The 17,536-nt window shown below is 67.3% G+C and carries 21 protein-coding genes; 11 read left to right on the forward strand and 10 right to left on the reverse strand.

Going from position 1 to position 17,536, the window contains the following annotated elements; genetic code table 11:
• Nucleotides 1-2: 2 nt before the first annotated feature.
• Nucleotides 3-599, forward strand: a complete 597-nt coding sequence (locus M2317_RS10205; RefSeq protein WP_429459814.1) for a gamma carbonic anhydrase family protein — start codon at nt 3-5, stop codon at nt 597-599.
• A gap of 8 nt (nt 600-607) precedes the next feature.
• Here the strand turns inward: M2317_RS10205 and M2317_RS10210 are convergent, their stop codons facing one another.
• The 4 genes from M2317_RS10210 to M2317_RS10225 form a co-directional block, all read right to left on the reverse strand.
• Nucleotides 608-877 (reverse strand): hypothetical protein, encoded by a 270-nt coding sequence (locus tag M2317_RS10210; RefSeq protein ID WP_429459816.1) that lies wholly within the window; start codon nt 875-877, stop codon nt 608-610.
• Nucleotides 874-1,113 (reverse strand): hypothetical protein, encoded by a 240-nt coding sequence (locus M2317_RS10215; protein WP_429459818.1) that lies wholly within the window; start codon nt 1,111-1,113, stop codon nt 874-876. Before M2317_RS10215 ends, M2317_RS10210 begins: the two co-directional genes overlap by 4 nt.
• 118 nt (nt 1,114-1,231) lie before the next feature.
• Nucleotides 1,232-2,119, reverse strand: coding sequence for an arginase family protein (locus M2317_RS10220; RefSeq protein ID WP_429459820.1), 888 nt, complete (start codon nt 2,117-2,119; stop codon nt 1,232-1,234).
• A 1-nt stretch (nt 2,120) separates the two neighbouring features.
• Complete coding sequence (locus M2317_RS10225; protein ID WP_429459822.1) at nt 2,121-3,398, reverse strand: DUF445 domain-containing protein; 1,278 nt, start codon at nt 3,396-3,398, stop codon at nt 2,121-2,123.
• A 70-nt stretch (nt 3,399-3,468) separates the two neighbouring features.
• Here M2317_RS10225 and M2317_RS10230 point away from each other — a divergent pair, with 70 nt between their 5' ends.
• A complete protein-coding gene (locus M2317_RS10230; protein WP_429459824.1) occupies nt 3,469-3,741 on the forward strand; it encodes a metal-sensitive transcriptional regulator in 273 nt (90 codons plus the stop codon).
• Nucleotides 3,742-3,746: 5 nt separating this feature from the next.
• Here M2317_RS10230 and M2317_RS10235 read toward each other — a convergent pair whose 3' ends face one another.
• The 3 genes from M2317_RS10235 to M2317_RS10245 are packed head-to-tail and all read right to left on the reverse strand — an operon-like array spanning nt 3,747 to nt 6,836.
• A complete protein-coding gene (locus M2317_RS10235; RefSeq protein WP_429459826.1) occupies nt 3,747-4,904 on the reverse strand; it encodes an acyl-CoA dehydrogenase family protein in 1,158 nt (385 codons plus the stop codon).
• Nucleotides 4,901-5,656, reverse strand: a complete 756-nt coding sequence (locus tag M2317_RS10240; protein ID WP_429459828.1) for an alpha/beta fold hydrolase — start codon at nt 5,654-5,656, stop codon at nt 4,901-4,903. Before M2317_RS10240 ends, M2317_RS10235 begins: the two co-directional genes overlap by 4 nt.
• A 13-nt stretch (nt 5,657-5,669) precedes the next feature.
• The gene (locus M2317_RS10245; protein WP_429459830.1) at nt 5,670-6,836 is read right to left on the reverse strand and encodes an MFS transporter; all 1,167 of its coding nucleotides are present in this window, start codon (nt 6,834-6,836) and stop codon (nt 5,670-5,672) included.
• A gap of 411 nt (nt 6,837-7,247) precedes the next feature.
• On the opposite strand from M2317_RS10245, the gene nrdH reads away from it, so the two are divergent.
• Genes nrdH through nrdF form a run of 4 tightly spaced genes read left to right on the forward strand, consistent with a single transcriptional unit; the run spans nt 7,248 to nt 11,085 of the window.
• Entirely contained in the window at nt 7,248-7,481 is a 234-nt protein-coding gene (nrdH, locus tag M2317_RS10250; protein ID WP_120228032.1) for a glutaredoxin-like protein NrdH, read from the forward strand.
• A 12-nt stretch (nt 7,482-7,493) separates the two neighbouring features.
• A complete protein-coding gene (gene nrdI / locus M2317_RS10255) occupies nt 7,494-7,928 on the forward strand; it encodes a class Ib ribonucleoside-diphosphate reductase assembly flavoprotein NrdI (RefSeq protein ID WP_429459832.1) in 435 nt (144 codons plus the stop codon).
• A complete protein-coding gene (gene nrdE, locus M2317_RS10260) occupies nt 7,925-10,069 on the forward strand; it encodes a class 1b ribonucleoside-diphosphate reductase subunit alpha (protein WP_429459836.1) in 2,145 nt (714 codons plus the stop codon). Before nrdI ends, nrdE begins: the two co-directional genes overlap by 4 nt.
• Nucleotides 10,070-10,104: 35 nt before the next feature.
• Nucleotides 10,105-11,085, forward strand: coding sequence for a class 1b ribonucleoside-diphosphate reductase subunit beta (gene nrdF, locus M2317_RS10265; RefSeq protein ID WP_429459838.1), 981 nt, complete (start codon nt 10,105-10,107; stop codon nt 11,083-11,085).
• A 57-nt stretch (nt 11,086-11,142) separates the two neighbouring features.
• Here nrdF and M2317_RS10270 read toward each other — a convergent pair whose 3' ends face one another.
• On the reverse strand, nt 11,143-11,328 hold the full coding sequence (locus tag M2317_RS10270; RefSeq protein ID WP_429459840.1) for a hypothetical protein: 186 nt from the start codon (nt 11,326-11,328) through the stop codon (nt 11,143-11,145).
• 183 nt (nt 11,329-11,511) lie between these two features.
• Between M2317_RS10270 and M2317_RS10275 the strand changes: the two genes are divergently transcribed.
• Genes M2317_RS10275 through M2317_RS10290 form a run of 4 tightly spaced genes read left to right on the forward strand, consistent with a single transcriptional unit; the run spans nt 11,512 to nt 13,860 of the window.
• Nucleotides 11,512-11,862: a YciI family protein gene (locus M2317_RS10275; RefSeq protein ID WP_429459842.1), complete on the forward strand. Its 351-nt coding sequence runs from the start codon at nt 11,512-11,514 to the stop codon at nt 11,860-11,862.
• On the forward strand, nt 11,863-13,161 hold the full coding sequence (locus M2317_RS10280; RefSeq protein WP_429459843.1) for an RNA polymerase sigma factor: 1,299 nt from the start codon (nt 11,863-11,865) through the stop codon (nt 13,159-13,161). It begins immediately after the preceding gene.
• Entirely contained in the window at nt 13,158-13,532 is a 375-nt protein-coding gene (locus M2317_RS10285; RefSeq protein WP_429459845.1) for a YciI family protein, read from the forward strand. The genes M2317_RS10280 and M2317_RS10285 overlap by 4 nt, the downstream gene beginning before the upstream one ends.
• 28 nt (nt 13,533-13,560) lie before the next feature.
• On the forward strand, nt 13,561-13,860 hold the full coding sequence (locus M2317_RS10290) for a hypothetical protein (RefSeq protein ID WP_429459847.1): 300 nt from the start codon (nt 13,561-13,563) through the stop codon (nt 13,858-13,860).
• 166 nt (nt 13,861-14,026) lie between these two features.
• Here the strand turns inward: M2317_RS10290 and M2317_RS10295 are convergent, their stop codons facing one another.
• A complete protein-coding gene (locus tag M2317_RS10295; RefSeq protein ID WP_429459849.1) occupies nt 14,027-14,641 on the reverse strand; it encodes a flavodoxin family protein in 615 nt (204 codons plus the stop codon).
• Between the two features lie 211 nt (nt 14,642-14,852).
• Between M2317_RS10295 and M2317_RS10300 the strand changes: the two genes are divergently transcribed.
• Entirely contained in the window at nt 14,853-15,704 is an 852-nt protein-coding gene (locus M2317_RS10300; protein WP_429459851.1) for an SDR family NAD(P)-dependent oxidoreductase, read from the forward strand.
• A 63-nt stretch (nt 15,705-15,767) separates the two neighbouring features.
• On the opposite strand, the gene pgi is transcribed toward M2317_RS10300, so the two are convergent.
• Nucleotides 15,768-17,447, reverse strand: a complete 1,680-nt coding sequence (pgi, locus tag M2317_RS10305) for a glucose-6-phosphate isomerase (RefSeq protein ID WP_429459852.1) — start codon at nt 17,445-17,447, stop codon at nt 15,768-15,770.
• Between the last annotated feature and the right edge of the window lie 89 nt (nt 17,448-17,536).

Genomic DNA, 17,536 nt, shown 5'->3' on the forward strand with positions numbered 1-17,536 from the left:
GCATGCTGTACGAGCACCTCGGGGCTCGCCCCCGCATCGACGAGACCGCCGTCATCGCGCCCACCGCCGTCATCTCGGGGGACGTGACGATCGGCCAGGACTGCCAGATCCTGCACGGCGCCGTGATCACCGCCGAAGGCGGACCGATCACGCTCGGGACGAACGTGATCGTCATGGAGAACGCGATCGTCCGCGCGAGTTCCGCGAACCCCGTCCACATCGGCGACCACGTGCTGATCGGTCCAGGGGCGTCGGTCTCGGGGGCGATCATCGGCGACGAGGTGTTCCTCGCCACCGGGACACGGGTGTTCAACGGCGCGCACATCGGCGATCGGGCCGAGGTGCGCATCAACGCGGTGGTGCATCTGCGCACGACTCTGCCGGCTGATGCCGTCGTTCCGATCGGCTGGGTCGCCGTGGGCGAGCCCCTCCTCGTGCTTCCCCCGGATCGCCACGAGGAGATCGCCGCGGCGCAGCAGGAGCTGGACTTCCCCGGCTACGTCTTCGGAGTCGACCGTTCGACGCCGGACGTCATGGTGCAGCTCACCGAGCGCTATGCGCGCTCGCTCGCCAGGCACGCCGACGACACTCCGGCCTAGACCTCCGATCAGACCCGGTCGACCAGCTGCTGTTCGCCCTGCAGGCGTGCGCAGTGCGCGCAGCAGAAGATCTGAGACTCGGCTTCGACGCCGTGCCCGATGATGCGGCAGCCGCAATGCGCACAGGTGGGAGCCATCGCCTGGATCGCGCACTCGAAGCTGTCGAACGTGCCCACGTGGTCGCCGCGGGCCACCGTGAACACCCTGTCGTAGACGTTTCCGCAGGTGTCGCACGTCGCCGTCATCGTGCCGCCGCCGGCCGCGGCGTTCATGCTCATGATGCGGCCTCGTCGTCCTCCTCGAGGCGCGCGAGCAGCATCTGCTTCCCCTGCTCGCCGGCCTTCAGGCTGTTGTGCTGGATCTTGCGGAACCACTCCGCGAGCTCCACGTCGCCCGCTCGCTCCGCATCGTCCGCATACGTCTGCATGGTCCACGCATTGCGCAGCGAGGATTCCAGGACGGCGACGAGGTTGTAGTTCTTGTCCTTCATCGCCGATGCGGGTGCGGCAGCCATGATGCTCTCCTTCGTCTCGGTGAGGACTCAGGATGCCGCGGTACTGAGCCGCCGATGAAGGGGGTGGAATTCGAGATCGCGGAAGCGTATTCTCAGCGGGTGGCGCGAGCTCCCGACGTCACCGCGATGCGAGTCCTGCCAGCAGCTCGAGGACGCACAGCGCTGCCAGCCGCACGGTTCGGCCGTCCTCGGTGTCTGCGGTCGCATCGACCTCGGCGATGTCGGCGCTGACGACGCGCGAGTCGGACGCGACGGCGCGCGCGAGCGCGCGCAGCTCCCACGCCGCGAGCCCGCCTGGCACGCTGGCAGGGCATCCCGGAGCGACCGCGCGATCGCACACGTCGACGTCGATGTCGAGATGGATGCGCGCTCCGGCATCCGCTCCGGCGACCTCGACGGCTTCGGCCACGACGTCGGCGATGCCGCGCCGCCGCACGTCGTCCAGTGTGATCACACGGATGCCCCAGTCCGCGGCGCGCTGCGCGTAAGGGGCGGAGTTCGCGAAGTCCGCGATGCCGATCTGCACGATGCGCGACCCGTCGATCCGCTCGCCGTCCGGCGCGTCCTGGATGAGGCGGCGCACGGGAGAGCCGTTGGACACCCCATCGCGCAGATCGAAATGCGCGTCGAACGTGATGAGCCCCGTGGCGCCGGCGCCACGGGCGACCGGATAGGTCACGGAGTTGTCGCCGCCGAGGGCGATCGGGAACGCGGGGCGAAGACCGCGCACGCGGGCCACGACGCCCTCGACGTCGGTGTCCGCGTCGGCGATGTCTCCGGCATCCGCGATCCGCAGTGCCGCATTCAGGTCGATCGCGGGCGGACCCATGACCGTGGTGCTGTAGCGCCGCAGCGCCTCGCGGATCGCGGCGGGTGTCGCGTGCGCGCCGGTCGGCGAGAGCGACGTCCTCCAGGCGGGGATGCCGATGATCACGGCATCCGCCTCGCCATCCGGTGCAGGCCAGGCTCCGGCGCGCGGCCAGAGCGGGTCGTGCGAAAGCGCCATATCAGACTCCCGGGATCAGGTTGTGGGCGATGGTGAAGATGGCGAGGCCGGCGAGGGCTCCGACGACTGTGCCGTTCAGGCGGATGTACTGCAGATCGCGGCCGACCATGAGCTCGATCTTCTCGGTCGTCTCCGCGGGGTCCCAGCGTTCGACCGTGTCGGTGATGATCGACGCGATGTCGTGGCGGTAGCGGTCGACCAGGAACACCGCGGCATCCGTGATCCAGGTGTCCACACGTCGCTGCAGCGAGGCGTCGGTCGTCAGGCGCTCGCCGATCTCGCGGACCGCCTGCGCGGCGCGCTGACGCAGCCCGCTCTCGGGATCCGCCAGCGAAGTCAGCAGCCCCGCCTTCGCGGTGTGCCAGGCTTCGGCGGCCAGGGCGGCGACGCGCGGGCTGTCGAACAGCGCGGCCTTGGCGTTCTCGAGCTTCGTGCGCGTCGCCGGGTCGTGCTGCAACCCGTCCGCGAGACGGCCGAGGTAGCCGTCGATCGCGATGCGGGCCGGATGCTGCGGATCGGACTGCACCGCACGGACGAACGTCACCGCCTCGCGGTACACCGTGTCGTCGACGAATCGATGCGCGAGCTTCGGCACCCACCCCGGCAGCCGACGCGAGACGAGACCGGCGAAGGCCTCGGCGTTCGCGTCCAGCCAGGTCGCGATGCTGTCCACGGCGAGGTCGACGGCACCGTGATGGGCATCCGTCTCGACGATGCGCTGCAGCCATACGCCGGCCGGCGTCCCCCAGTCCGGGTCGATCAGATGCTCGCGGGCGAGATCGCCGATGAGGTCGCGGACGTCGTCGTCGCTGAGCGCGTTGAGCACGGCGGTCGCGACCGTCGCGCCCTCGGCGGCGACGCGCTCGGCATGCGCGGGAACGCGCAGCCACTCGCCGGCGCGTTCGGCGATACGGGTGCGCGAGAGCTTGTCGCGGACGACGTCCGCTGCCAGGAAATTGGTCTCGACGAACTCGCCGAGCGTGCGGCCGATCTCGTCCTTGCGGTTCGGGATGATGGCGGTGTGCGGGATCGGCAGCCCGAGAGGCCTGCGGAACAGCGCGGTGACGGCGAACCAGTCGGCGAGGGCGCCCACCATGCCGCCCTCCGCGGCGGCACGGACGTACTGCAGCCAGGTGTAGCGCTCCTGCAGCCAGAACGCGATCACGAATGCGATCGCCATCGCGATCAGCGCGCCGAGGGCGACGGTCTTCATCCGGCGCAGGGCCCGCGCGCGCTCCTGATCGGCCGGAGAGAGCAGAGCCATCGGTGTGCGCGCCATGTCGTCATCCTCGCACGCGAGCACGTCCCGGGACGCGAGCACGCGCTCTCACGCGAGTACGCTCGGAAGGGTGATCGAAGACATCAAGAAGCGCGCCATGCATCGCACCAGCATCCTCGAGGGTCAGCTGCGCGGAGTCGCGCGGATGATCGAGAACGAGGAGTACTGCATGGACATCATCACGCAGTCCCGCGCCATCCAGAAGTCCTTGGAATCGCTGAACCGGCTGCTGCTGGAGAACCACCTGCGCACGCACGTCACGCACATGTTCGAGCACGGGGGAGACGAGCGCGATCAGGCCGTGACCGAGCTCCTCAAGGCATTCGACTTCGACCGTCGGTAATCGGCTCAGCCCTCGAGCGGCCCCAGCCAGGCACTCGCCGCGGTGGAGTGCGCTGATTCCGGATCCGACGGGTGGAACATGCCGGCTAGCACGTCCCGATAGAGCCGCGACAGCTCGTTCGACGAGAAGTACGAGCCGCCGCCCGCGGTCAGGATCGCTTCGTCGACGACGCGCTTCGCCATCGACACGGCCCGGTGCTTGACCCCGGACAGCAGCGTGAACCAGCGGCCGCCATGATCCGCGAGAGCGTCGACGTCGCGCGCCAGAGCGGCGATCTGCGGCGGCAGAGCGTCGTAGTCCAGCCCCATGCCGGCGATGCGCCAGCGGATGTCCGGATCCTGACTGTATGCGAGCCCGGTCTTCTTCGACCGGCGCTTGTGCACCGTCTCGACCGCGACATCCAAGGCGCGCCGGGCGATCCCCGTGTAGACGGACGCGAGCAGGATCTCGAACACGCTGAAGATACCGAACACGATCGGATCGGGGTTCGGTCCGGGGTCGATGCGGCGCACGACGTGCTCGGCAGCGGCGACCGCGCCGTCGAGCCGCGTCGTCCTGCTCTGCGTCCCGCGCATGCCGAGGGTGTCCCAGTCATCGCTGGTGGTCACGGCATCCGTGCGATCGACGAAGGCGAAGACCAGCTTCGGGGCATCCGGGCTCGTGGTGTCGAGACCGTGCAGACCCAGCTTCGTCCAGACGGGCGCGAGCGAGGTGAAGATCTTCGTGCCGGTGAAGGCGTAGCCGCCATCAGCCTGCGGCACGGCAACGGTGTCGCTGCCGAACAGCACCAGATCGTTGCCGCCCTCGCTGATGCCGAAGGCGAAGACCTCGCCGGCGACGGCGCCGTCCTGGACGAATTCGAGCCCTGGCACGCCGCGATCGCTGAAGACCTTCGCGACGCCGGTCCACACCAGGTGCATGTTGATCGCCAGGGCGGTCGCGGGGGCGGCGGTCGCGAGCCGCTGCTGCAGGATCGCCGCCTGCTCGAGTCCGAGTCCCGCGCCGCCACGGTCCTTCGGGACGAGGATGCCGAGGTATCCGGCATCCCTCAACTCCTCCAGATCCTGCTGCGGGAACGTGTTCTCCCGGTCATGGATCGGAGCGCGTTCGCGGATGCGCTCGAGCAGATCGTCGGGCAGGTGGACGGAGGGATCGAACGTCATGAGAGCGCCTCCAGGATCTGCTGCATGGTCTCGTCCGGCTCGTCGCGGTGCGGGGAGTGTCCCGCACCAGGGACGGTCGACATCGTGATGCGGGGATTCGCCGCCAGGACGCCCTCGGCGGTCGGGCCGGTGAACAGGCTGTACACCTCGGGATCGGCGCCGATCACGTGAGTCGGGATCGCCAGCCGGGCGGCGTCGTCGCGGACGTCCCACGGCTGGTTCTGCGCGCTGGTCTGCTCGATCGCCCATGCGCTCGCGCGGGTGACGGCGTCGATCTTCAGCTCGAGATCCTGCTCGTGCCAGTGCGGATGCTCTTCGCGGACGACCTCGATGCGGTTGTCCGCGAAGGCGCGCTCCTGACTGCGCCGCACGATCGTCGCGTTGCGCCCGTCGACCAGGATGGCCGGGTCGATCAGGACGAGGCGCTCCGTCCAGGCCGGATCGGATGCCGCGGCTGCAGTGCTCGCTGCGCCGCCGAGGGAGTGGCCGATCACGGCATCCCATGCCCGGCCGTGGTGAGGGCGGGTGGTGCCGAGATCCTCGGCGTACGCCCCGACCGTGTAGTCCAGAGCCCGCGGCGCATCCCCGTGGCCGCGCAGGTCGACCGCGACGGCGAGCCAGCCCGCGTTCGCGAGTGCGTCTCCGATGCGCCACATGAGAGCGCCGGAGGAGCCGAGGCCGTGCACGAGCAGGGCGGTCTTCGCAGAATCCGGTGCACCCCAGGAGAGTCGGGGAAGAGTCACAGCAGCCACGCGCCCAGCCTACTCAGGAAGGCGTGACCGCCACGGGCTCGGTGTCGGGGAACGGGCTCGGGTCGCGGTGGCGGAGGTCGGGGAAGGCACGGACGAACACGACGGACACGAGCAGGCCGACGACGGCGAAGAGCGCGGCGGCAAGATAGGCGCCCTGCGCGCCGCCGGTGCTGTCGACGAGGAACCCGGCGATCGCGGAACCCGCCGCCGCGCCGATCAACTGGCCGGTCCCCGCCCAGCCGAACGCCTCGGCGGTCTCGCTGAACTTCACGCTCGCGGTGGTGATCGCGAACATCACCGCCAGGGCGGGGGCGATGCCGATTCCGGCGAGCAGCAGGGTGCCGCCCAGCCAATAGGCGTTGAGCATCACCATGGTCAGCGACAGGCCGACGGTGACGATGGCGAGTCGGCGGGCCATCGCCCACGGGCCGATCGGGATGTGGCCGAACGAGAGACCGCCGACGAGGCTGCCGACCGCGAAGACGGCGAGGACGAGGCCCGCCTCGAGGCTGCCGTGCTCGAAGGTGGCGACGACGCCCACTTCGACGGCCGAGCACGCGCCGATGAGCAGGAACCCGATCACGGTGGCCAGCAGCACTGGAGGCTTGAGGACGACGACGCCGAAGGCGCGGCGGCTGCGCGGGATGCGGACCCGACCGACCTCGGGGGAGAGGATGAACCAGCTGCACCCGCCGACGAGGAAGGCCGCGACGAGCAGCAGTCCCTGCGTCGTGCCGATCTGCGTGGAGACGAGGGTGATGACCACCGGCGCGAGGATCCAGATGATCTCCTGCAGCGAGGCGTCGAGCGAGAAGAGCGGCGTCAGCTGGGACGAGTTGACGAGCTTGGGGTAGATCGTGCGCACGGCCGACTGGATCGGCGGCGTGGACAGGCCCGTGAGCAGACCGAAGAGCATGTACCCAGGGAGGCTCAGCGGCAGCAGCGCCAGGCAGAGCACGGCGGTGACGCAGACGGCGGCCGTGAGGGTGAGAACGCGTCGCATGCCCCACGCGCCCATCCATCGGCTGGTGACGGGGCCGGCGACGGCCTGCCCCACCGAGGTCGCGGCGAGCACGAGGCCTGCGGCCCCGTACGATCCGGTCTGCTGCTCGACGTGCAGCAGGATAGCGAGCGAGGCCATGCCGTTGGGGAATCGCGCCGTCAGCTGGGCCGCGATCATGCGCGCCACGCCAGGCGTGCGAAGAAGGTCCCGATATCCCGCCACCAGACAACGGTACCGGGGTGCGCGATCGCCGTCAGCACGGTGGCTGCGGCGACACGCCGCGACACGCCGGAGAGCCTTCTCCACAGGAAATCGGATGTCCGAACCCCGGCGTAGCGTCCTGCCTGTGGATGGATTCTCGACGGCCGTCCGCGAGCCGCGATCTGACGCGGTTCGCGGGGCTTCGAGAAAGGTCGCCGGCTGTGGATGAAACGGTGGACAACCTGTGTTGTATCAGTGGAGAGCGGTGGAAAACTACACGGATGTAACTACTATCCCTTGTGGTCAGTCCTAATGTCCGTCCCTATATGTAGTATTGAAGTCCGGCGGGGGGCCTGCCGGCAAAACCAGGATTTGAGGGGAAGCGATATGTCGATCACGGTCTACACCAAGCCTTCGTGCGTGCAGTGCAACGCCACCTACCGGGCGCTGGATGCCAAGGGCATCGAGTACGAGATCCACGACCTCTCCGAGGACGCTGCGGCGCTCGAGCAGGTCAAGGCGCTCGGTTACATGCAGGCTCCGGTCGTCGTGACCGACGAGGGGCACTGGTCGGGCTTCCGCCCGGACAAGATCGACGAGCTCGCCGCTCGCCTGGCCTGAGGGGATGAGGTCATGAGCGCCGTCGCAACAGCAGCGCCGCTCCTGGTCTACTTCTCCAGCGTCTCCGGGAACACGGCGCGCTTCATCGAGAAGCTCGGTCTTCCCGCTCGCCGCATCCCGCTGCACCGCACCGACGAGGAGTTCGTGGTCGATGAGCCGTTCGTGCTCGTGACCCCGACGTACGGCGGAGGGCAGGGACGCGGCGAGGAGAAGGGCGCCGTACCCAAGCAGGTGATCCGGTTCCTCAATGACGAGCGCAACCGGCGCCACATCCGCGGGGTCATCTCCGCGGGGAACACCAACTTCGGCGACGCCTTCTGCGTCGCCGGCGACATCATCAGCCGCAAGTGCCACGTGCCTCACTTGTATCGGCTTGAAATCTTCGGCACACAGGACGATGTCGATCGCGTGACCGACGGATTGGAACGACGGTGGGTACTTCAGTGACCGAGACGGTGGCTTTCAAGGCGAACCCTGCATACGAGGGGCTCGACTATCACGCGCTCAACGCGATGCTCAACCTCTACGACGCGGACGGGAAGATCCAGTTCGACGCCGACAAGCGCGCCGCTCGGGAGTACTTCCTGCAGCACGTGAACCAGAACACCGTGTTCTTCCACTCGCTCAAGGAGCGCCTGGACTACCTGGTGGAGAAGGAGTACTACGAGGGCGCCGTCATCGAGAAGTACTCGTTCGACTTCGTCCAGCGCCTCAACGACCTCGCCTACTCGAAGAAGTTCCGCTTCGAGACCTTCCTCGGCGCGTTCAAGTACTACACCAGCTACACGCTGAAGACCTTCGACGGCAAGCGCTACCTCGAGCGCTTCGAGGACCGCGTCGTGATGACAGCGCTCGCTCTGGCCGACGGCGACGAGCAGGTCGCGATCGACCTCGTCGAGGAGATCATCTCCGGCCGCTTCCAGCCGGCGACCCCCACGTTCCTCAATGCGGGCAAGGCGCAGCGCGGCGAGCTCGTCAGCTGCTTCCTGCTGCGCATCGAGGACAACATGGAGTCGATCGCCCGCGGCATCAACTCCGCGCTGCAGCTCAGCAAGCGCGGTGGCGGCGTCGCACTGCTGCTGTCGAACATCCGCGAGTCGGGTGCGCCGATCAAGCAGATCGAGAACCAGTCCTCGGGCATCATCCCCGTGATGAAGCTCCTCGAAGACAGCTTCAGCTACGCCAACCAGCTCGGTGCGCGTCAGGGCGCCGGTGCGGTGTACCTCAACGCCCACCACCCGGACATCATGCGCTTCCTCGACACCAAGCGCGAGAACGCCGACGAGAAGATCCGCATCAAGACGCTGTCGCTCGGCGTCGTCGTGCCGGACATCACGTTCGAGCTCGCCAAGAACGACGAGGACATGTACCTGTTCTCGCCCTACGACGTCGAGAAGGTCTACGGCGTGCCGTTCGGCGACATCTCCGTCACCGAGAAGTACCGCGAGATGGTCGACGACCCGCGGATCAAGAAGACGAAGATCAACGCGCGCGAGTTCTTCCAGACCATCGCCGAGATCCAGTTCGAGTCGGGTTACCCGTACATCATGTTCGAGGACACGGTGAACAAGGCCAACCCGATCAAGGGCCGCATCAACATGTCCAACCTCTGCAGCGAGATCCTGCAGGTGAACACGCCGACCACGTACAACGAGGACCTCTCGTACGACCAGATCGGCAAGGACATCTCGTGCAACCTGGGCTCGATGAACATCGCCCTGGCGATGGACGGCGGCGACCTCGGCGCGACGGTCGAGACCGCGATCCGCGGCCTCACCGCGGTGAGCAACCAGAGTCACATCACCTCGGTGCGCTCGATCGAGGACGGCAACGACCGCTCGCACGCGATCGGTCTCGGCCAGATGAACCTGCACGGCTACCTCGCTCGCGAGCACGTCTACTACGGGTCCGAAGAGGGCATCGACTTCACGAACATCTACTTCTACACGGTGCTGTTCCACGCGCTTCGTGCGTCGAACAAGCTCTCGATCGAGCGCGGCGTGGCCTTCGACGGCTTCGAGGACTCCACGTACGCTTCGGGTGCGTTCTTCGACAAGTACATCGACCAGGCCTGGCAGCCGGCGACCGAGAAGGTCAAGGAGATGTTCGCGGGTCAGTTCATCCCGACGCAGGCCGACTGGGTCGAACTGCGTGACAGCATCCAGAAGCACGGCATCTACAACCAGAACCTGCAGGCGGTGCCGCCGACCGGCTCGATCTCGTACATCAACAACTCCACGTCGTCGATCCACCCGATCGCGTCGAAGATCGAGATCCGCAAGGAAGGCAAGCTCGGTCGCGTCTACTACCCGGCGGCGTTCATGACGAACGACAACCTGGAGTACTACCAGGACGCGTACGAGATCGGCTACGAGAAGGTCATCGACACGTACGCCGCGGCCACGCAGCACGTCGACCAGGGTCTGTCGCTGACGCTGTTCTTCAAGGACACCGCCACCACGCGCGACATCAACCGCGCGCAGATCTACGCATGGCGCAAGGGCATCAAGACGATCTACTACATCCGTCTGCGCCAGATGGCACTCGAGGGCACGGACATGGCCGAGTGCGTTTCGTGCATGTTGTAATTGTCGTCTGATCAGGGATTTTGACAGGAAGAATGATGACACCTCACGAACCGCTCAAGCTGGTCGACAGCGTTCAGGCGATCAACTGGAACCGCATCCAGGACGACAAGGACCTCGAGGTCTGGAACCGTCTGGTGAACAACTTCTGGTTGCCCGAGAAGGTGCCGCTGTCCAACGACATCCAGTCGTGGAACACGCTGACTCCGGACGAACAGACGCTGACGATGCGCGTCTTCACCGGTCTGACGCTGCTGGACACCATCCAGGGAACGGTCGGCGCCGTCTCGCTGATCCCGGATGCGATCACTCCTCATGAGGAGGCCGTCTACACGAACATCGCGTTCATGGAGTCGGTGCACGCGAAGAGCTACTCGTCGATCTTCTCGACGCTGTGCTCGACGAAGGAGATCGACGAGGCGTTCCGCTGGTCGGTGGAGAACCCGAACCTTCAGAAGAAGGCTCAGATCGTCACCGACTACTACCGCGGTGACGACCCGCTCAAGCGCAAGGTCGCCTCGACCCTGCTCGAGAGCTTCCTGTTCTACTCCGGCTTCTACCTGCCGATGCACTGGTCGTCGCGGGCCAAGCTCACCAACACCGCCGACCTCATCCGCCTCATCATCCGCGACGAGGCCGTGCACGGCTACTACATTGGCTACAAGTTCCAGCGCGGCCTCGAGACGCTCGACCAGGCCAAGCGGGACGAGCTGAAGGACTACACCTTCTCGCTGCTGTACGAGCTCTACGACAACGAGGTGCAGTACACGCAGGACCTCTACGACGGCGTCGGCCTGACCGAGGACGTCAAGAAGTTCCTGCACTACAACGCCAACAAGGCGCTCATGAACCTCGGCTACGAAGCGATGTTCCCCTCCAGCGTCACGAACGTGAACCCGGCGATCCTGTCGGCGCTCTCGCCGAATGCTGACGAGAACCACGACTTCTTCTCGGGGTCGGGCTCGTCGTACGTGATCGGCAAGGCCGAGGCGACGGAAGACGACGACTGGGACTTCTGAGTTCCCGCACGAGTAAGACGGAGGGCCCGCGATCGCGATCGCGGGCCCTCCGTCGTATCAGGCCCGACTTCTCGCCTGCAGGACGAGGGCGACGGATGCCGGGATCGAACGGACGAAGGCTGCACGGCGTGCAGCCGCAGCGCTTCGTCGTGCCGTGCGCTCCTTCTGACGCTCCCAGCGCATCTCCCTGATCCGATCGCTGAACTCGCGGGCTTCGGCGGGGCTCATGACGTCGTTTCGCATGGTGATCCTCTCCTATGAGGCTGCCGTCGGCGACCTCCTCATCACCTCTACGAATGAGCGGAGCGGGCTTCGACACGGCCGGTCGAGAATCTCTTGCGATTTTCTCGCCGTCCCTGTCGAATCGAGAGCAGCGCGTTCGTGGTGATGATGAGGGTCGCCGCACGTGCGATCGAGAGGAGCACGATGAGTGCACGGCAGAAGTTCCTTGTCATCCACATGACCGACCCTGCGGGTGCCGAATGGGACCCGAGCGTCGACGGCACCCGGCTGCAGCGCTGGCTGGAGTTCCGCGACGGGCCGGACGGCTGGGAGGCGAACGGCCAGACCGTCGCGGGTCCTGATCAGGCGCGACGCATCACGGCGCACGACGGTGACCTCGTCGTGACGGACGGCCCGTTCCCGGAGTTCGCGGAGTGGTTCCTCGGTGTCGAATGGATCGAGGCCGCCGACATGGAAGAGGCGACGCGGCTTCTTGCCGAGCATTCGACGGCGCGCATCGGCCGGATGTACGTCATCCCCGCGAGCGGTGCGTAGATGATCGAGGTCGACGCCGAGATCGCCCGCACCCACCGTGCGGAATGGAGCATGATCGTCGGCGGGCTCGCCCGCCGCTACGGAGACCTGGACCTCGCCGAGGAGACAGCCGCCGAGGCGTTCGCCACCGCGGTCGAGCGCTGGCCCATTGACGGAGTGCCGCCGAATCCAGGCGCCTGGATCACCACCACCGCACACCGCAAGGCGATCGATCGACTGCGCCGCGAGGCGCGGCGCGACGACAAGCACAGGGAGGCGTTCATGCTGCACGACGACTCGCCTCTCGAGCCGACGGGTGCCATCGACGACGATCGGCTGAGACTGATCTTCACCTGCTGCCATCCGGTGCTCTCGATCCAGGACCGTGTCGCGCTCACCCTGCGCATGGTCGGCGGACTCACGGTCGCGGAGATCGCTCGGGCCTTCCTCGTGCAGGAGACGACGATGGGGCAGCGGATCAGCCGGGCCAAGGCGAAGATCAAGGCGGCTCGCGTCCCGTTCACCATGCCGGAGAGGGAGGATGTGCAGCCTCGCGTGGCCGGGGTGCTCGCGGTGCTGTACCTGATCTTCAACGAGGGGTACTTCGCCTCCGGAGGGAACGTCGACCCGATCCGTCGTGATCTCACCGAGGAGGCGATCCGTCTCGCCCGGCTGGTGAGGACGCTTCTGCCCGCGGAATCTCCTCAGGATGCCGAGGCGACCGGCCTGCTGGCACTGATGCTGCTCACGCAGGCGCGCGCCGATGCCCGTCTCTCCGCAGGCGGAGAGCTCGTGCGATTGGACGAGCAGGACCGCATGGCATGGGATCGGACACTGATCCAGGAGGGCATCGTGCTCCTGGACGCGCTGCTGGAGGCATCCGGGCGGGATATCGGCGCGCTGGGGCGCTACCAGCTCCTGGCCGCGATCAACGCCGTGCACGTATCAGCCGTTCGGGCACAGGACACCGACTGGGCGCAGATCGTCGCGCTGTACAACGCGCTCGAACGCATCGACCCGAGTCCGGTCGTCCGGCTCAACAGGGCCATCGCGATCTCCGAGTACGACTCGCCGGACGTCGCTCTCGCGATCGTGGACCAGCTCGGCGGCGAACTCGACACCCATCACGCGTTCCATACGACACGCGCCGAACTACTGCGGCTGACCGGCCGGGATGACGCTGCACGCGCGGCATACGACCGCGCGATCGCGCTGGCGGTCAACTCCGCCGAACACGAGCATCTCAGCCGTCGGCGGGACCAGCTCGCCGCGAGTACCACCACCAAGAGCATCACCGACGATGAAGGAGCACTCTCATGACCAGCACGTACCTCGTCATCCACATGACCGATTCGCAGGGAACCGCCCTTCCCGAGTCAGAGGACCGGCAGAAGCTCGGCGAATGGGCCGAACAGGGCAAGGCCGCCGGGATGCTCGGACCCGGCGCCCCGGTCGCTGGGCCCGAGCAGGCGAAATCCGTCGCGATCCGTGCGGGCGAACTGCTCATCACGGATGGCCCTTTCCCGGAGTTCAAGGAATGGTTCGCGGGCTACGACCTCATCGAGGCGGAATCCATCGATGAGGCGGCAGCGTACATGGGCGGACACCCGACGGCCGTGGCAGGGCGGATGTACATCCTTCCTGTCGTGACGCTCCCCTGGGAGCAGCCAAGCGGGTCGGGCGCGTCCTGAACAGCGTTGTGGGCGTAGCGTGCTCTTCATGGGAACCCTCGAATACAACAGCACGCGTCCGGCGATCGACGTGGATGACGACACTCTGGCGCATCTGAAGATCGTGATCGGAACGAAGCTGCGCCGCCAGGAGAGCTTCATGATGACCTGGCTCCCTGAGGACCATGACAAGTCTCCTGGGCGGCTAACGATCTGGATGAACCCCAGCATCCCGTTGATCATCGCCTTCGACGGACCGACGATGCCGGCGATCGATCCGAAGCGCATCGAACGCATGATGGAGAACCTGAGCGTGCGCGGCGAACTCGTGCTCGACCAGCTCGGCTGACTACTGCATGCGCCCCGTGAAAAGCAACCCCTGCGCATCGACGTCGACTTGTGCGTAACGTGTTGATCGGCGTCGTTCGGGCGCTCCCGCGGGGGCGGGAGCACTTTCGGGTCTGAACGTCCGCGCGCCGGTGGCCCATCCATCCTGCCGATGGGTGGGTCGCCGGTCACTCACCGGTCGGGTACCCCCGGTCGCGCAGCAGTCGCGCGAGATGCGCGGCGTTCGCTGCGGCGGTCGCAGTGGCCTGCGTGACCTTCTCGGGCGTCTCCGGCAGATCCTTGTAGTCGGTCGTCTGCATCGCCTCGCCGTTCCAGTACACCGAACCCTGCGCCGGGACGGTGAAGCCGACGTCGTCCAGCGCCTGGAACAGGACGGCGGCGATGTGATGCGCGCCGTCCTCGTTGCCGACCACGGCGGCGATCGCGACCTTGTCGAAAAGGATCGGGCGACCCTGGGCGTCCGTCTCGCCGAGCTCGGCGTCCAGGCGCTCGAGCACGCGCTGAGCCACGCTGGAGTGCTGACCCAGCCACGTCGGCGTGGCGAACACGACGATGTCCGCCGCGAGCACCTTCGCGCGCAGCGTCGGCCATTCGTCGCCATCGCCCATGTCGGCCTTCACGCCGGGATGGATGCGGTGATCGACGGCCCTGATGCGGTCGCCGGCCACATCGTGCTCGGCGAGGGCGGCGAGAATCTGCTCGCCGAGAACCTCGGTGCTCGACTCCGCGGGCGACGGCTTGAGCGTGCAGTTGATCAGGAGTGCGGTCAGTTGCGTGTCCATGCCCGTACGCTAAGCCGCGTCCCGCACCGGCTACAGGGGCTTTCGTGGATCCGGGGGCTGCGCTAGGCGAACGGCCCAGGATGCCGGGGCAACCGCGGCGGAGCCGTGCTTCACCGTGCGTCCTGGCACGATGGACAGCAGTGCCCGGGCGATGAGCGCCGGGGCCGAGCTGCGGCAGGGCCCGTGGCGGACCCAGTGGGAAGGAGTGCGCGTGGAATCGCCGCAGAAGGCTCGGGAGCACGGGCACCGGTCGCCCGGACGCGCGCTGCTCGTCGGTTGCGGGAAGCTCGGCGTCCAGGTCGGCGAGCGGCTGCTCGCCGATGGGCACGACGTGCTCGCGATCCGTCGAACTGCCGGGGCGCTTCCGTCCGGCTTCCACGCGATCACGCAGGACCTGGGTGTCGCCGCGCCGCGAGATCTTCCGCCGTGCGACATGGTCGTCATCACCTTGCCTCCGGTCGACGCTGACGGCGCCGAAGGAGGCTTCTACGCCGCGGCGCTCGCCCACCTCGCCGAGGCGCTGCCGTCGCGACCGACCCGGGTGCTGTTCGTCTCCTCGACACGAGTTCTCGAGGGCCGGGCGGGCCCGCGCCCTCTCACCGAGGCGGATGCGCCGGCTCCGGCCAGCTCTCGGGCAAACGCCCTGTTGGAGGGGGAAGCGCTCGCTGTTCGGCTGTTCGACGCCTGCATCATCCGCCCAGCCGGCATCTACGGACCGGGGCGGGACTCGGTGATCCGTCGTGTCCGCGCGCACACGCCGGTGGACTATTCGCGGCGGACGAATCGCATTCACGAACTCGATCTCGTCGACCTGCTGCACACGATGCTGCGCGCCGAGAACCCGCCGGCGCTCATCCATGCGGTCGATCAGGCGCCGGTGGCGATGGGCGAGGTCGTGACCTTCATCGCAGACCGTCTCGGGATCGAGCGGCCGCCGCACGTGACGCCGGAGAACGGCGGCGGAACAGTGCTGCGCGGCGACCTGATGCTCGACGTCGTCGGCGCACTCCGCTACCCGTCGTTCCGTGAGGGATACGCGCCGATGCTCGACGAGGCCGTCTGACGGACACGACGAAGCGGGCGCCCCTCCGAGGAGGACCGCCCGCCGTCGTGAGAGAACCCGGGACTACTTCCGATTGGCGGCGTAGTACGCCAGCAGCGCCTTCGTCGAGGCATCCTGAGCGGCCACGGCATCCGCATCGCCCGAGATCGCCGGAGCGATCTGCATGGCCAGCTGCTTGCCGAGCTCGACACCCCACTGGTCGAACGAGTTGATGCCCCAGATCGTGCCCTGCGTGAACGTGATGTGCTCGTACAGCGCGATGAGCTGGCCGAGCACCTGCGGGGTCAGCGCGGGGGCGAAGATCGACGTCGTCGGACGGTTGCCCGCGAACGTGCGGGCCGCGACCAGTGCTCCGGTCGTGCCCTCGGCCTCGACCTTGTCGGCGGTCTTGCCGAACGCGAGCGCCTTGGTCTGCGCGAGGAAGTTCGCCAGGAACAGCTCGTGCACGTCCTGGCCGCCGTCGGCGAGCGGATAGGCCGGGTTCACGAACGCGATGAAGTCCGCCGGGATCAGGCGAGTGCCCTGGTGGATGAGCTGGTAGAACGCGTGCTGACCGTTCGTCCCCGGCTCGCCCCAGAACACCTCGCCGGTGTCGGTGGTGACCGGCGACCCGTCCCAGCGGACGGACTTGCCGTTGGACTCCATCGTCAGCTGCTGCAGGTACGCGGGGAAGCGGCTCAGCTGCTGGGCATAGGGGAGCACGGCGTGCGACTGCGCGCCGAAGAAGTTCACGTACCAGACGTTGAGCAGGCCCATCAGCACCGGAACGTTCTCGGCCAACGGCGTGGTGCGCACGTGCTCGTCGACCGCGTGGAAGCCGGCCAGCAGATCGCGGAACGCCTGCGGTCCCAGGACGATCGCGAGCGACAGCCCGATCGCGGAATCGACCGAGTAGCGGCCGCCCACCCAGTCCCAGAAACCGAACGCGTTGGTCGGATCGATCCCGAACGCGGCGACCTTGTCGAGAGCAGTCGAGACGGCGACGAAGTGGTGCGCCACGGCATCCGTGCGGGAGGCATCGTCATCGGCGATGGCACCGGATGCCGCAAGACCCGCCCACAGCCAATCACGCGCGAGGCGTGCGTTGGTCAGGGTCTCCAGCGTCGTGAACGTCTTCGACGCGACGATGAACAGCGTGGTCTCGGGGTCGAGGCCCGCGGTCTTCTGCGCCAGGTCGGTCGGGTCGATGTTCGAGACGAAGAGCGCCTGGATCCCCGCATCCGCGTACGGCTTCAGCGCCTCGTAGACCATGACCGGCCCGAGATCCGACCCGCCGATGCCGATGTTGACGACATGCGTGACCTTCTTGCCCGTCACGCCGAGCCACTCGCCGGAGCGGACACGGTCGGCGAACGCCGAGAGCGCGTCGAGGACTCCGTGCACATCGGCATCCACCTCCTGCCCGTCCACGACCAGCGCCGGCGTCGCGCCGGCAGGGCGGCGCAGCGCGGTGTGCAGCACCGCGCGATCCTCGGTCGTGTTGATGTGGGAGCCGGTCAGCATTGCGGCGTAGCGTTCGGCGACGCCGGTCTGCTCGGCGAGCCGGACGAGGGCTGCGAGAACCTCGTCGGTGACGAGGTTCTTCGACAGATCGACGTGCAGATCCGCGAGCGGCAGCGACAGCCGGTCGGCGCGATCGGCATCCGCCGCGAACCAGCCGCGCAGGTCGGCGGAGAACGAGGAATGGAGGGCGCTGAGTTCGGCCCAGGCCGGGGTCTTGGTGGGATCGATCGGTGCAGTCACGCCTCCACGGTAGCGCTGCGGACTGTTCCGGTGTTCTCACATGACGGGGATTCGACGTGTGAGGAGTTCGGCAGACCCGTGCGACGGTA

It is taken from the genome of Microbacterium sp. ZKA21 (assembly GCF_050434165.1).
Taxonomy (GTDB): Bacteria; Actinomycetota; Actinomycetes; order Actinomycetales; family Microbacteriaceae; genus Microbacterium.

What these genes read in the sequence shown, in the direction of transcription:
- M2317_RS10270 (WP_429459840.1), bottom strand. Translation starts at nt 11,328, where the DNA reads ATGCGAAACGACGTCATGAGCCCCGCCGAAGCCCGCGAGTTCAGCGAT.
- M2317_RS10210 (WP_429459816.1), bottom strand. Translation starts at nt 877, where the DNA reads ATGAGCATGAACGCCGCGGCCGGCGGCGGCACGATGACGGCGACGTGC.
- M2317_RS10215 (WP_429459818.1), bottom strand. Translation starts at nt 1,113, where the DNA reads ATGGCTGCCGCACCCGCATCGGCGATGAAGGACAAGAACTACAACCTC.
- nrdH (WP_120228032.1), top strand. Translation starts at nt 7,248, where the DNA reads ATGTCGATCACGGTCTACACCAAGCCTTCGTGCGTGCAGTGCAACGCC.
- M2317_RS10235 (WP_429459826.1), bottom strand. Translation starts at nt 4,904, where the DNA reads ATGACGTTCGATCCCTCCGTCCACCTGCCCGACGATCTGCTCGAGCGC.
- M2317_RS10280 (WP_429459843.1), top strand. Translation starts at nt 11,863, where the DNA reads ATGATCGAGGTCGACGCCGAGATCGCCCGCACCCACCGTGCGGAATGG.
- M2317_RS10275 (WP_429459842.1), top strand. Translation starts at nt 11,512, where the DNA reads ATGAGTGCACGGCAGAAGTTCCTTGTCATCCACATGACCGACCCTGCG.
- M2317_RS10285 (WP_429459845.1), top strand. Translation starts at nt 13,158, where the DNA reads ATGACCAGCACGTACCTCGTCATCCACATGACCGATTCGCAGGGAACC.
- M2317_RS10290 (WP_429459847.1), top strand. Translation starts at nt 13,561, where the DNA reads ATGGGAACCCTCGAATACAACAGCACGCGTCCGGCGATCGACGTGGAT.
- M2317_RS10205 (WP_429459814.1), top strand. Translation starts at nt 3, where the DNA reads ATGCTGTACGAGCACCTCGGGGCTCGCCCCCGCATCGACGAGACCGCC.
- nrdF (WP_429459838.1), top strand. Translation starts at nt 10,105, where the DNA reads ATGACACCTCACGAACCGCTCAAGCTGGTCGACAGCGTTCAGGCGATC.
- M2317_RS10245 (WP_429459830.1), bottom strand. Translation starts at nt 6,836, where the DNA reads ATGATCGCGGCCCAGCTGACGGCGCGATTCCCCAACGGCATGGCCTCG.
- nrdI (WP_429459832.1), top strand. Translation starts at nt 7,494, where the DNA reads ATGAGCGCCGTCGCAACAGCAGCGCCGCTCCTGGTCTACTTCTCCAGC.
- M2317_RS10295 (WP_429459849.1), bottom strand. Translation starts at nt 14,641, where the DNA reads ATGGACACGCAACTGACCGCACTCCTGATCAACTGCACGCTCAAGCCG.
- M2317_RS10220 (WP_429459820.1), bottom strand. Translation starts at nt 2,119, where the DNA reads ATGGCGCTTTCGCACGACCCGCTCTGGCCGCGCGCCGGAGCCTGGCCT.
- M2317_RS10225 (WP_429459822.1), bottom strand. Translation starts at nt 3,398, where the DNA reads ATGGCGCGCACACCGATGGCTCTGCTCTCTCCGGCCGATCAGGAGCGC.